This is a genomic window from Falsiroseomonas sp. HC035, from assembly GCF_050563525.1.
Taxonomy (GTDB): Bacteria; Pseudomonadota; Alphaproteobacteria; order Acetobacterales; family Acetobacteraceae; genus Falsiroseomonas.
The window spans coordinates 400,409-412,939 of sequence record NZ_JBNXUN010000004.1 but is presented as its reverse complement, the minus strand read 5'-3'; the positions used below and the strand labels follow the sequence as shown (position 1 = coordinate 412,939).

At 68.9% G+C, this 12,531-nt stretch carries 13 protein-coding genes; 3 read left to right on the top strand and 10 right to left on the bottom strand.

Features of this window, described 5'->3' with window-relative positions; all coding sequences use genetic code 11:
- Nucleotides 1-49 precede the first annotated feature (49 nt).
- The 8 genes from ACLF3G_RS12220 to ACLF3G_RS12185 form a co-directional block, all read right to left on the bottom strand.
- Complete coding sequence (locus tag ACLF3G_RS12220; RefSeq protein ID WP_430669642.1) at nt 50-1,546, bottom strand: sigma-54-dependent transcriptional regulator; 1,497 nt, start codon at nt 1,544-1,546, stop codon at nt 50-52.
- A gap of 6 nt (nt 1,547-1,552) precedes the next feature.
- Nucleotides 1,553-1,900, bottom strand: a complete 348-nt coding sequence (locus ACLF3G_RS12215) for an Hpt domain-containing protein (protein WP_430669641.1) — start codon at nt 1,898-1,900, stop codon at nt 1,553-1,555.
- Between the two features lie 71 nt (nt 1,901-1,971).
- A complete protein-coding gene (locus ACLF3G_RS12210; protein WP_430669640.1) occupies nt 1,972-2,916 on the bottom strand; it encodes a glycosyltransferase family 2 protein in 945 nt (314 codons plus the stop codon).
- Nucleotides 2,917-3,043: 127 nt separating this feature from the next.
- A complete protein-coding gene (locus tag ACLF3G_RS12205; RefSeq protein WP_430669639.1) occupies nt 3,044-3,718 on the bottom strand; it encodes a lipid-binding SYLF domain-containing protein in 675 nt (224 codons plus the stop codon).
- Nucleotides 3,719-3,824: 106 nt separating this feature from the next.
- Entirely contained in the window at nt 3,825-4,460 is a 636-nt protein-coding gene (locus ACLF3G_RS12200; RefSeq protein ID WP_430669638.1) for a histidine phosphatase family protein, read from the bottom strand.
- A 9-nt stretch (nt 4,461-4,469) separates the two neighbouring features.
- On the bottom strand, nt 4,470-5,795 hold the full coding sequence (locus ACLF3G_RS12195) for a family 1 glycosylhydrolase (protein WP_430669637.1): 1,326 nt from the start codon (nt 5,793-5,795) through the stop codon (nt 4,470-4,472).
- Nucleotides 5,796-5,835: 40 nt separating this feature from the next.
- On the bottom strand, nt 5,836-6,993 hold the full coding sequence (locus ACLF3G_RS12190) for a hypothetical protein (protein WP_430669636.1): 1,158 nt from the start codon (nt 6,991-6,993) through the stop codon (nt 5,836-5,838).
- Nucleotides 6,990-8,075, bottom strand: a complete 1,086-nt coding sequence (locus ACLF3G_RS12185; protein WP_430669635.1) for a hypothetical protein — start codon at nt 8,073-8,075, stop codon at nt 6,990-6,992. The genes ACLF3G_RS12190 and ACLF3G_RS12185 overlap by 4 nt, the downstream gene beginning before the upstream one ends.
- A 122-nt stretch (nt 8,076-8,197) precedes the next feature.
- Between ACLF3G_RS12185 and ACLF3G_RS12180 the strand changes: the two genes are divergently transcribed.
- Nucleotides 8,198-8,926: a metallophosphoesterase gene (locus ACLF3G_RS12180; RefSeq protein WP_430669634.1), complete on the top strand. Its 729-nt coding sequence runs from the start codon at nt 8,198-8,200 to the stop codon at nt 8,924-8,926.
- A 93-nt stretch (nt 8,927-9,019) separates the two neighbouring features.
- A complete protein-coding gene (gene rfaE1, locus ACLF3G_RS12175; protein ID WP_430669695.1) occupies nt 9,020-10,510 on the top strand; it encodes a D-glycero-beta-D-manno-heptose-7-phosphate kinase in 1,491 nt (496 codons plus the stop codon).
- Between the two features lie 104 nt (nt 10,511-10,614).
- Here the strand turns inward: rfaE1 and ACLF3G_RS12170 are convergent, their stop codons facing one another.
- Nucleotides 10,615-11,094 carry an MmcB family DNA repair protein gene (locus ACLF3G_RS12170; protein WP_430669633.1) on the bottom strand — a complete coding sequence of 160 codons (480 nt, stop codon included), beginning with the start codon at nt 11,092-11,094 and terminating at the stop codon, nt 10,615-10,617.
- A gap of 86 nt (nt 11,095-11,180) precedes the next feature.
- Between ACLF3G_RS12170 and ACLF3G_RS12165 the strand changes: the two genes are divergently transcribed.
- Nucleotides 11,181-11,618: an Rrf2 family transcriptional regulator gene (locus ACLF3G_RS12165; protein WP_430669632.1), complete on the top strand. Its 438-nt coding sequence runs from the start codon at nt 11,181-11,183 to the stop codon at nt 11,616-11,618.
- Here the strand turns inward: ACLF3G_RS12165 and ACLF3G_RS12160 are convergent.
- Nucleotides 11,606-12,484, bottom strand: a complete 879-nt coding sequence (locus tag ACLF3G_RS12160; protein WP_430669631.1) for a DUF4743 domain-containing protein — start codon at nt 12,482-12,484, stop codon at nt 11,606-11,608. The two genes, ACLF3G_RS12165 and ACLF3G_RS12160, sit on opposite strands and share 13 nt — an antisense overlap.
- Between the last annotated feature and the right edge of the window lie 47 nt (nt 12,485-12,531).

Here is a 12,531-nt window from a genome sequence, read left to right as displayed (position 1 = left end):
TCCCCGAGCGACGCCGCCGGCCTGCCACTGTGGCGGAAGACGGCCGGGCTCAGGAAGTTTCCTCGGCCCGCCAAGCCTGCAGCTTCCGGTAGATGGTCGAGGGGTTGATGCCGAGCAGCGATGCCGCACGCGGAACGTCCTGGGCAGTATGGTCCAGCGCCGCGAGGATGTGGCGACGCTCGACCTCGGCCAGCGGCTGAAACAGCTCCAGCGGAGGCGCGATGGCAGCTACCGGCCCGAGTGCAGAGTTCACGGGAGCGGCCGCCGGGCTCATCATATCGGGCTCGGAGGGAAGGTCGGGCCGGGCCGGATCAGGGGAAGCCTTCGGTGGCATCAGATGCGTGGCGGCGGGCGCCCGTTCGCTTGGACCGCGCAGCAGCGTGGGCGGCAGCATGGCCTGCTGCACCTGCTCTCCATCATGCAGGACCACCACGTTGCGCAGCACGTTCTGCAACTGCCGGACGTTTCCCGGCCAAGAATAGCCCGCCAGTGCCTGCTCGGCGTCCCGTGCGAAGAACCGCAGGCGCTTGCCTTCCTCGCGCGCGAAAGCGGCCAGGAAGTGGCGCGCCAACAGCAACACGTCCTCACCCCGCTCCCGCAGCGGCGGCATCTCAAGCGGCACGACATACAGCCTGTAGTACAGATCTTCTCGGAACCGCCCTGCCTCAACTTCGGCCCAGGGGTCGCGGTTGGTCGCGGACACGATGCGCACATCAACCTTCTCGGGCCGTGAAGCGCCGACCGGCTGCAGCATCCCCGTCTGCACGAACCGTAGCAGCTTCACCTGCATCTCGAGCGGCAACTCGCCGATCTCGTCCAGGAAAAGGGTCCCGCCATCGGCCAGCCGGGCGGCGCCCATCCGGTTCTCGGTCGCTCCGGTAAAGGCGCCCTTCACATGCCCGAACAATTCGGATTCCAGTAGGTCGCGCGGGATTGCGCCGCAATTCAGCGCCAGGAACGGGCCGGCCCGGCGCGGGCTGGCCCGGTGCACCGCCTCGGCGGCCAATTCCTTGCCGGTGCCGCTTTCGCCGGTGATGAAGACGTTGGCCTTGCTGGCCGCGACGCTCTCGATGGTCCGGTAGACAGCCTGCATGGCCGGAGAGCCGCCCAGGAAGCCGAAGAAGCGGTCCCGCTTCAGCTGCGCCTTCACCTCGCGCAGTTCCGTCGCCAGCGCGCGCTTTTCCAACGCGTTCTGCAGGGTCACCGTCAGCCGGGTCTTGGCGAAGGGCTTGATGATGAAGTCGACCGCGCCTTCCCGCATCGCCTCCACCGCGTGGTTCACGCTGCCATGCGCCGTGACGACGACCACCGCCGCTTCCAGCCCCTCCGCCCGCAGCCGGCGCATCACCTCGAAGCCGGAGAAATCCGGCAGTTCAAGATCCATGAGGATGACGTCCGGCCGCCAGTCCCGCGCATGTTCCAGTGCTGCCGTCCCAGTTTCGGCAATCCGCAGGTCGTATCCCAGGTCGCGTAACAGGCTGCGCGCTACCTCGGCCTGCGTCGGCGTGTCCTCGACGATCAGGATCCTCGCGACCGCCGTGACCATGGGTGCCTAGCTGTGACCGGGCGGATTCGCTGCCAGGGCTGCAAGCTCGGACAGCGCCGCTGCCGCCTCATGCCGGACCTGCACCGCCAGCGCCCTGGGGTCGGCCGTGCTGCGATGGTCCATCGCGATGCGCGCGACCTGTTCCAGCCGCTTGGCGCCGACCGCTGCCGAGGCGCCGGCCAGGCTGTGCGCGGCGCGCCTGTAGCCATCCTCATCGCCACCGGCGACCGCCTCCTCCAGGTGCCGGGCCAACCGGCCGAGATCATCCTCGAAAGTCCGGACGATGCGGACGAAATCGTCTCGCGGCAGGTCCGAAGCCAGCTGTCCAGCGATTTCGGGATCTATTGCGCTCACGTTTCACCTCTCGCATTGCGCTGCTCGCAGGTCAACGCCGGAGGCATCCTGAGCGATGCGATCACTCCACCTCAACCCTCACGCTGGGTTGGCCCACGCATCCCGAACAGATCCTGGGCCGCGGACCGGGCGAGGTCCCGGCTCGGCTGCTGAGCGAAGGCGGAAAGCCGCAGCCAGGCCGCCTGCATCCGGCAGCCGGCCAGGGCGGCCGCGTCCGCCTCCAGCGCCAGGTGGCTGGTCCGGCAGGCCAGCAGGGCTTCCTCGTCCACCCGGGCCACCGATGGCGCATAGGCCTCCGCCACCCGCCGCCGCGCGACCCGGCGCGCCAGGGCCTCCGGCCCCTCCGGGCTCAGTGCGCGCACCAGCCGGTCCGTCAGCGCCTTGGGAAGACAGCCCACTGGTGCGCAGGCCGCCAGGTGCAGCCACAGATCCCAGTCCTCGGCGCGATGCAGTTGCTGGTTGAAGCCGCCCACGGCACGTAGCAAAGCGGTGCGGGCCATGACGGTGGAAGTCGCTACCACCGGCTCGGCATAGATCGCCGCCTGCGCGTCACCATACATCACGAAGGCCTCCCGACGGATCGCCTGCCAGGCGGCGAACTGGCTCGTGCGGCCAAAGCCGGACGCCAATTCCGTTCCGTCTTCAGCGAAGCGACGGTAATCAGTAAAGGAGAAGCCGAGCTCGGGATGGAGCCGATGAAGTTCCATCTGCGCTGCCGCCTTTCCCTGCCGCCAGCGATCATCCGCGTCCAGGAAAGCAATCAGGGGTGCCTGCGCCGCTGCCAGGCCGGCATTTCGCGCCGCGGCCGGGCCGGTACCCGACGTCGATAGCGGGCGGACCCGCGCATCGGTCGCCGAGATCGCCCGCAGGTAGCTCGCCGTGCCGTCTTCAGACCCATCATCGATCACCAGGATCTCGAGGCGCTGCGACGCCCCGAGGGAGGCAAGGGCGCCCGGCAGCCACCGCAGGGCATTCCTGGCAGGGATCACGACACTGAGCCGGGGCGGAGCGAACACGGATAGCCTCACGATCTGCAACGGGCATGCCGGTCAATTCCGGGCTGACTGCCCCTGCATGCCGCGTACCGGCAATAGGCGTTGCATTCTGCGAGTCCGCCGGCTCATCGCTTTAGCCCCTGCCGGATCAGCGGGCGCCGAAGCGCAGCAGCATCGCACGCAGCGGATCGGAACCGGGGTTGTGCGCCTCCATGGCCACGACGATCTGCCGCGCGGAATACTGGCGGCCGTAGTAGCTGCCGGCGGCTTCGGGGCGGTAGCTGAGCACCGAACCCGAGAGCGAAATTCCAGCAAAAAGGCCGCGCGACTTGGCGATCGCCACGATGTCCGGCCCGGCCGCCGCCGTGGTGCTGCCCTGGATGCCGCCACCGATGGTCGCCAGCGCGAGGGAGGCGTCGGCGCCGATCTTGAACTGGCTGTCCATCACCGCCTGCAGGCCCCGGTCGGTCATGATCATCATGGCCACCATCGCATCCTGCACGCCGATCTGCAGGCCGACGCTACCTGAACCCAGGCCGTAGAAAGCCGGTGAGGACCAGGACCCGGCCCCATCACGCCCGACAAGAACGCAGGAGCCGCCCTCCCCGCCCAGTATGAAGCCGGCCCGGAAAACGCGCGGGCAGACCATCACGGCACGAGCACGCCGCAGGAAGCCAAGTGCGTCTTCGGTGCGCTCTCCCGTGGACATCAGTTCCTGTACCGCGAGCGTCGCACGGTCCACCAGCGCCTGTTCTTCCTGCTGCGCCCGGGCCGCCGGCACCCCGAGCAGGCCGAACACTGGCAGCAGGACGGCGAGAATCATCGCACGGAACATGAAAAGGCCCCCACAACCCTATGACAGGCCACACACTACAGGCCTGCGACTCGGGTGTCCAAGTGGAAGCTGCAATCGCTACGGTAACGTGCGCTCAGCCCGCGATCGGAAGGGTGAATGGCTCCTCGTTGACGGCTGCCACCCGCCAATCCGAACCATGGCGCTCGATGCGGGTCAGGGAGAGGTTCCTGATCGAGAAGATCAACGCCTGGTGCGGCGTGAGGTCCATGGCCTGCGCAATGGCGGCACGGATCGAACCGCCATGCGCCACGATGACGATGTCGCGCCCCGGTGTTTCATCGACCAGCCTCTCCAGCGTAGCTGTCACGCGCGCAACGACTTCTGCGAACGCTTCACCACCTGGCGGCTTCTCCTCCGCCGCATGAGGCCAGAACGGGTGCGGAGGATGGCGGAGCATGGTGGCGAAGCGCTCATGCGAGAGGCCCTGCCATTCCCCGAGATGCTGTTCCGCCAAGTCCGCCTCGACCTCCAGCGGCGCCTCCGCATGGCCCGCGGCGAAGATGGCCGCGGCCGTCGCCCGGGTCCGCGAAAGGGGGGTCACCACCCATCGGGCGCCTTCGGGCAGCCGCGCCGCAAGCCAGCGGTAGCTGGCCGCCTCCTGTCGGAGCGCGAGATCGCATAGCGCGACATCCATGCTGCCATAGACGACGGCTCGGGCCGAAGGCTCGACCAGTGCGTGGCGGACGAGGAAAAAACGGGTGATCTGCACGTGCTCGGTCTAGCTGGATCGACCGGTCTCCGGAAGGGTGCCGCCGTGTTCTTGCGGGCGCCGCGCAGCCTGATGCGCCCAATACGCCTCCGGCAATCCGTCGATGTTGTGGGCGCTCGGCATGACCACCGGCACCTGGAGGCACAGGGACTGTGCCGGCAACACGTCCCGCCACTGCTCGACCAACCGCTTGAAGGCACGCCCGACCGGGCGGATCCGCCGGTCCAGGTCATAGAGCCCGACGGCGTCCACCCGGCCGTTCTCCTCGCGCAACGCGGTGTCCCAATCGACTTGGTCGGTCAGAGAGTACCAGGTGAACCCCACCACTGGGACGCCGTCGTTGCGGACCCGCAGCACATTTGCCCATTGCTTCCACAGCCAGCGTTCCGCCGCACCGTCGCCATCGTCGCGGATGTTGGTCTCGGTGTGCATCACCGGCAGGGCATAGCGCTGGTGGTATTGATGGGTCAGGACCGCATAGCCGAAGACCTCGCCGGAGGCCCTGGTCGTGCCATCCGCGTGCACCAGGTGTTCATTCGTCCAGTAGTAGTCGTTGCCCATGATGCAGTGACGCTTCAGCGGACTGTGCGACAGGAAGAAATGGTATTCCTGCCGCGTCATCCCGTTGTCCATCAGGTACTCGTACATGCCGCTATCCACCCGCCGCCCATAGTTCAGGTCGAGGGACAGGAAGCGCTCCTGGTTGCGCAGTTCGGCCGGACCGATCGCGGCAGGCGTCTCGGCGTGGAAATATTCAGTACTTTCGCTCTGGATGAAGATCGCATCCCTACGCACGGCCAGGATTTCGCGCATCGCCAGGACATTGGCCGCGACGATGTGCTTGAGCGCCGTGACAAAGCCCTGGTCGGTCCGCAGTTCCTCGTTCCACCAGCCGTAGCGCGCCGAGAACAGGGCGCAGATGTACATCTCGTTGACCGGCGTATAGAGCTGCACCCACGGGTAGCGTCGCGCGAAGGCGCCGGCATAGGCACCGAACAGCTTCGGGAAATCCGGGTTCTGGAAGTCGCCGACCCAGTCCGGCACACCAAAATGGCACAGGTCGACGATCGGCACGATGTCGCGCCTGTACAGGTCCCCGAATGTTGCATCGGCGAAGTCCCAGTCGTGGCGTCCGGCACCGACCAGCGTGGTGTGCAGCGGGGGGCCGTAGCGGAGAAAGGACAGGCCCAGCTCCTGCACCAGGCCGAAATCCTCCTGCCACCGTTCGTAATGACCGCACCGGGCCATTTCATCCACGCGGACACGGCCGCCCTTGATGCGTGGGATGCTGTTCTCGATCCCCGTGGCGAATAGGAAGGCAGGAGCCGTGTTCATGGGACGGCAACGCGGCAGGTGCGATCCGGTTACGCGGGCCTCAGCCGATCCGGTGCCGACGTTCGACCAGCGGTCCCTGGAAGCAGCGGATTCCCGCCTCCCACCCCCATGCGATTGCCGCCGGACGATCGACAGCTGTCAGAATAACCTGATCCGGCCGAGAGAGCAGTTCGGCCAGCCCTTCCGCATCGCCCGCGGCCAAAGCCGCCACCCAGCGCAGCCTGACGAAATCCAGTTCCAGTCGACCCACCGGCAGAATCGACAGAACCTCCACCGGCGAATCGTCCAGAGCCAGCCGGTAGCCGCGCCGCCGCGCCTTATCGCGCGCCTCCCCGAAGCCCGCCGGGTCGGCCAGGATATCGGCGGGGCGGAAGGCGAGGACGATGTCGCGGCGTCGGCCGGCCGGCAGCGCCTCGTCAAAGCGCAGGAAGCCCGGGCTCGCCAGGGTGGCCGGTACCACCGGAAGCCCGACGGGCCGCCACCCAAGTGCGGCGGCCGGCCTGGCGATCTCTGCCAGCATCCGCAACTCCACCAGGCGCGCCAGGCGGCGCTGAAGCGGTGCGGCATCCTCCAGGTCGGTGCCCGGCAGAATCGCCTGCGCCAGCATTGGCCAGACGATGCGCCGATCCTCCCACAACGGCTCCACGAGTTCACCGGCCGGATCCAAGCGGCAGACGCCCTGAGCCAGCGTCATCGCCTCCAGATCCGCCTGGGCCAAGGCCCGCTCCGCAGTGTCCAGGTCGAAGCTGCCGAGTGGCGCGTGGCAGGCGGCCTCATGCGCTGGTTCGTCGGCCGGGCTCATGCCCAGGCTCTCCGCTGTCACCGCCAGCAGCAGCGCCGCGCCGGTGGGAAGCCGCAAGGCCTGCACCAGTTCCGCGGTGGCGCTGTCGAGGGTCTGCAGAAGCGCTAGGCGCGCTGTCTCAAGGGCCAGGCCGGGGGGTGCGGAGACGGCGACAACATCGCCGTTCGGCAGGTCGAATACCCGCGTCCGGGCTGCCGCCAGCACCGGATCCAGCGCATCCCGCAGCAGCCTCTGGTGGTGTGGTCGCCGAAGGTCCGGACCAAGTTTCGAGAGGCGGAGGTGCAGAACCTCCCGCACCGCATTGGCCGCGACGCACTCCCGCACCAGCCCGGCCAATTCGGCGGCCGCGCGGATGCCGCCGTGACGCCGGTCCTGCTCGCCCTCGGCCCGGCTCACGCGGCCGGCCGCGGCTGCAGTGCTGGATCGGGCCGGGCGACCGCCCCGGCCCGTCCCGTTGGCGCCGGGGGTCGAAGCGGTACCGAAGCCGCCTCGGCCGCGCGACCCTCCATCAGTCGCAACCCGATGCGAAGGCCCCAGGCCAGGGCCGCCTCGTCCTCGACACCGGACAGGATCAGCCGGGCCGGGTCGACCCGCGCCAGGGCGTCCATAGCCCAGGGCGTCGCCAAGGCAGGAGACCACATCAGACGGAGCCAGTCAGCCGGCAGCGATTCCGGTTTCAGAAGTCGTAGCGCCGCGGCGCTGATTCCTTCGATCTCGAGCGACCAGCCCTGTGCGGCCAGGCCTACCCGCAGCGCCAGCAGCCGTTCGGGATGGGCCGCCTCTTCAAGCCCCAGGGTCGCCACCAGCATCCCGCCGCCGCCCGGTCCTGAGGCGCCACGTCCGACCGAGGGCGCCGGCGGCACCGCAAGATGCAACGGACCCGGCAGGTTCGGTCCGATCAGCGCCCGCCCCTGCGCCGGATCGCCGATCGCCTGCAACAGGCGCCCCGCGAGGATACGGCGACCATGCTCCAGTACATCCGCATCCGTCCCAAGCGGGCCCAACCTGCCGCTCAGCGCGCCGCGATCCACCACCAGGCGCAGGAAGGCCGGCCGCGCCCTGCGGTCGGCCGGGGTGAAGCCCATGCCGATCTGCCTGCGTAGGACGCTGGCCAGGGGCAGCGCCCGCAGCCACGCATCCAGCCCCGCCAATGCGGGCACGGAACCCGCACCGTGGGTCTGGAACAGCCGGGGCGCCAACCCCGCATAGGCCAGCAGGGCGTCCGCATCCCGTTCCAGTGACAGCACCAGGGTGGTGGCGGTTCCAAGCATCCGGTCGAGCAGGCCGCGCATCCGCTCCGCCCGCGCCGCCTCCGCACCGATCAGCAGCAGATCCCCGTCCGGCCCCTCCGACACCACGCCACCGGCCGCCAGCGCCCCCTCCTGCAGAAGAGCGCGGACAACGCGCCGGCGGTACGGCGCCGTCACCGGCACCCGCAGGACCACGCGTCCCGCCGGCTGGCGAAGCGCGCTCCGCATGATCAATAGCAGCGAAGGCGGCGCGTCGGCCGGTTGCCGGGCGATAGGGGCTTCAACCATCCTGTGGGACCATCAACATGGCATGGCGTCGGCGCCACCCATTTCCCCAAGGTCCGCCCGTGATGCCTTCCAGACCGTTAAGGAGCCAAGCTCCCGCTACGGCGCCGGCCTCCCTGCCGCCGGGGCAGCGCATCTATGCGATTGGCGATACGCATGGCTGCGCCGGTCGCCTGGCGGCCCTGCACGAGCAGATCCTGGAGGACCTCGCTGCCCACCCCGTTGCCGCGCCCCTGGTCCTGCATCTTGGCGACCACGTCGACCGTGGTCCCGACAGCGCGGCGGTGCTCGACATGCTGCGACAGCCATTGCAAGGCCTGCCCGTCATCAACCTGATGGGCAACCACGACCGCATGATGCTGGACGCGCTGGCGCCTGGGGCACCGGCCGACGCCGTGGCGCTGTGGCTTGCCAATGGCGGATCGAACACGCTTCACAGCTACGGCGCATCCGCGAACGACCGGGACAGCTGGCAGAAGGTTTCCTCGTCCCACCTTGCTTGGCTCCGCGACTGCCGCACCAGCTTCCTCGCGGGCGGCTACCTGTTCGCCCATGCCGGCATCCGGCCCGGGCGACCCCTGGCCGACCAGGTGGAGGCGGACCTGCTCTGGATCCGCGAGCCGTTCCTGTCCTGGCCGCGGCCGCTTCCAGCCGTGGTCGTGCATGGCCACACACCCGCCGAGGCACCCGAGGTGCTGCGGCATCGCATCGGCCTCGACACCGGCGCCGTGTACGGCGGAAGGCTGACCTGCGGTGTGCTGGAGGAGGCCAGCATTCGATTTCTGTTCGGGTGACCCCAGCCAATTCGTACACGTGATTGCCCGCGCGATACATCCGGTCATGCCCGTGCCTTGCGCCTGATCCCGCTGTTGCGCTACGCCATGGCGATGCAAGGCCCAGCGCCCGCCGATCTGCCCACGCCAGAGATCCCGGTCGGCGAACTGACCGAGGCCGTGCGCCTGCTGAAGCGCGCCAGCATCCTCGTCGTTGGTGACGCGATGCTGGACCGCTATGTCTATGGGCAGGTTGAGCGTGTCAGCCCGGAAGCGCCAGTCGCCGTCCTCGCCGTCGAGCGCGAGGTTGCCATGCCAGGCGGTGCCGGCAACGTGGTGCGCAACCTGACCGCGCTGGGCGCTGCGGTGGCCTTCGTCTCCGTCGTCGGTGACGACCAGGCGGGCAGCGACCTGACCGGCCTGATCGGTGGCCAGCCGAATGTCGAACCCTGGCTTCTGGTCCAGGGCGGGCGCGCCACCACCACGAAGACCAGGTTCATCGCCGCCGGGCAGCAGCTGATGCGCGCCGACCATGAGATGGCCGGACCTATCCACCCTCGCCTGGCCGAGCGCCTGGTCCGCATTGCCGCCGATGCGGTCGCCGCCACCACCGTGATGGTGCTGTCCGACTACAACAAGGGCGTGCTCTCCGGTGATACTGCGCAACGCCTGATCACCTCCGCCCGCAATGCCGGCCGCCGCGTGATCGTCGACCCCAAAGGCCTCGACTACGCCCGCTACGCCGGCGCGGATCTCATCACCCCCAACCGTGCCGAACTGAAGCTGGCCACGGGAATGCCGGTGGATACGGAGGCAGCGCTGGTCGCCGCTGCGCAGCGCCTGCGGGCCGACCACAATTTCGGCGCGGTGCTGGTGACCCGCAGCGAGGACGGGATGACCTTGGTCGACGCCGACCAGGTCCGGCATTTCCCGGCGGAAGCACCCGAAGTGCACGATGTGTCCGGCGCGGGGGATACGGTGGTTGCGGTGGTCGCCGCCGGCATCGCCGCGGGCCTCGCCACGCCGGTTGCCGCGCGCCTGTCCAACATCGCGGCCGGCATCGTCGTCGGCAAGATCGGCACCGCCGTGGCGCGCGAGAGCGATATGCTCGAGGCCCTGACCCCGGAGCGTGGCGCCCTGCGCAAGGTGGTCTCGCGCGCCCAGGCGATCGAACAGGTGGAACGCTGGCGCCGCCGTGGCTGGCGGGTCGGCTTCACCAATGGCTGCTTCGACCTGCTGCATCCGGGCCATGTCCACCTGCTGGAACAGGCGCGGTCCTGGTGCGATCGCCTGGTGGTCGGCCTCAACGCCGATTCCAGCGTCAAGCGCCTGAAGGGCGAGGCGCGGCCGATCCAGGGTGACGCCGCCCGCGCCGCGGTGCTCGCCTCGCTCGCCTCCGTCGACCTGGTGACGGTGTTCGAGGAAGATACGCCTCTCGAACTCTTGCGTGTCCTGCGCCCGGAAGTGCTGGTGAAGGGCGCAGACTACACGGTGGACAAGGTCGTTGGTGCCGATCTCGTCACCGAATGGAACGGCCAGGTCCGCCTCGCGGCGCTGCTGCCTGGGCAAAGCACCACGGCCACCGTCGCGCGCATCCGCAGCTAGGGCATTTTCAAGTCAGGCGGATTCGCCTGACGACTCGGAAAATGCACCAAATCAACAACTGAAGCCGTTTCACCTGTGCATGGCACAGGTGAAACCACCCCAACTCACTCGACCCTCAGCGCGGCGCGTATCTCCGCCTGGCCCGCCGGGTCCTGCAACGCCGCCAACCGCCCGGCCGCCACCACCGCGTAGCGTTGCAGGAGGGCACGCCGACGGGCCGGGGCGAGCGGGTGCGGCGGGGCGTCGCGCACCAGGCTGGCATCCGGCCCCTCCGTCACCAGCAGGCCCACCTCATCCGGCAGCAGCGCCACCGGGAAATCCAGGTCCACCGCAAAATAGAGCCGGTCGCAGAAGTCCCGGTACTCCGGCCACTTGCCGTCGCTGAGAAAGTCCCGCGCGCAGGACTTCACCTCGACCACCGCAAAAGCCCCATCGGGCTGCAGCGCCAGGATATCGGCCCGCCGCCCGTTCGGCAGCGGCATCTCCCGCACCGGCGCCCAGCCGCGCTGCGCGCAGAACCGCGCCGCGGCGCGGCAGACAGAGAGGGTGCGTTCGGCGGCGGAGGGAAGCGCAGGTACGGTCACGCCCCATGTTCACCATGCGTTCACTTCTTGGTCAAGCAGCTTTGCTATCCACGGAACCAAAGCCGTTGCCATGCGTGTAGGCATTTATGGTCGCCACGCGCTTCGCCGTTGCCGTGCATATCCTGCTTCTCCTGGCCACCGCGCCAGGTGGGCAATTGACGAGTGGACGCCTCGCCGAGAGCGTCGGCACCAACCCGGTGGTCATCCGCCGGCTCGCAGGTCAATTAGCCCGCGCTGGCCTGATTCGCATCCGCCGCGGTCCCGGCGGCGCGGAGCTGGCGAAGGCGCCGGAAGATATCACCCTCGGCCAGATCTGGCAGGCGATGCGCCGCAAGGGCCTGCCGCTGCTGCCCGTCCATCGCGGCACCACGCGCAACGAGACCGGCCCCGCCGGGCCCATCCCTGCCCTGCTGCGCCAGGCCTTTGATTCGGCCGAAGCGGCTATGGAGGCCGACCTCGCGCAGGTCACGCTCGCCAGCCTGCGGGAACAGCTGGCCACGCCGGCCGAGGCTCAGGCCACCTGATCAAGCCCGGCGCGAAGCGCCTCCACCTCAGGACCGCGCGCATCCAGCAGCCCGTGCCGCAGGAAGAAGTCGACCAGCACCAAGTTCACGTTGAACTTGACCCGGTCGCGCAGCGCCACCTCCTCCACTAGGCGCGCTGCCGGCCACAATTCGAAGCGTTCCACCTCGTCGTCATTTGGGCGCGGCACGAAATCCGGTGGCAGATCCAGGTCGTAGCAGTGCAGCACATCTCGACGCAGACCCTCCGGCGAGGCCATCACATAGGACACCCGTCCGACCGGGCGCGCCTGCCCTGAAAGCTCCGGCGGAATGGACGCCTCCTCGGCCGCCTCCTTCACCAGCGTCTCGGCGGGCGACAGGCCCGCCGGGACGCCGCCGCCGACCAGATTGTCCAACTGCCCTGGAGACACCGCCTTGTGCGGCGACCGCCAGCCCACCCACAGGTGCAGGCCATCAGGACGCCGGACGATGCCGTTCACATGGACGCCCTGGCAGATGATGCCAAAGGCCGGCATCGCGCCGCGGTCCAGTTGCGCCAGCACCGGGCCATCCGGCGTGGCACGGACATCGAAGGCCTCCTGCCGCAGCGTCAGGTGCCCCCGTCCGGCCAAGCCCTTCACGGCGACGGCTAGCGCCTCGCTGCGCGACCCCGGCGCGCGGAGCCGGCCGGCCATGGCCACGCCCCGCGCATCGAAATGGAAATCCCGCGGGTAGAAGGCCAGGGCCCGCGCCAGCTCCAGGCCGATCCAACCGACCTGCTCCTCCCCAATCCGAAAGCCGATCAGGTGCCCGGGAGAGGAGATGTTGTTGCAGGCCGCTACATGACGCTCGAAGCGGCTCAGATCCTGGGGGTCGAACGCATTCATGCCGCCCTGTAGCGCGCCGGGCGCATGGCACGAAAGCCCTGCCCCTG

Coding starts and splice junctions, on each gene's coding strand:
- ACLF3G_RS12205 (WP_430669639.1), bottom strand. CDS start 3,718: ATGATTCTCGCCGTCCTGCTGCCAGTGTTCGGCCTGCTCGGGGTGCCG.
- ACLF3G_RS12195 (WP_430669637.1), bottom strand. CDS start 5,795: ATGAACACGGCTCCTGCCTTCCTATTCGCCACGGGGATCGAGAACAGC.
- rfaE1 (WP_430669695.1), top strand. CDS start 9,020: ATGCAAGGCCCAGCGCCCGCCGATCTGCCCACGCCAGAGATCCCGGTC.
- ACLF3G_RS12180 (WP_430669634.1), top strand. CDS start 8,198: ATGCCTTCCAGACCGTTAAGGAGCCAAGCTCCCGCTACGGCGCCGGCC.
- ACLF3G_RS12185 (WP_430669635.1), bottom strand. CDS start 8,075: ATGCGGAGCGCGCTTCGCCAGCCGGCGGGACGCGTGGTCCTGCGGGTG.
- ACLF3G_RS12165 (WP_430669632.1), top strand. CDS start 11,181: ATGGTCGCCACGCGCTTCGCCGTTGCCGTGCATATCCTGCTTCTCCTG.
- ACLF3G_RS12220 (WP_430669642.1), bottom strand. CDS start 1,546: ATGGTCACGGCGGTCGCGAGGATCCTGATCGTCGAGGACACGCCGACG.
- ACLF3G_RS12160 (WP_430669631.1), bottom strand. CDS start 12,484: ATGAATGCGTTCGACCCCCAGGATCTGAGCCGCTTCGAGCGTCATGTA.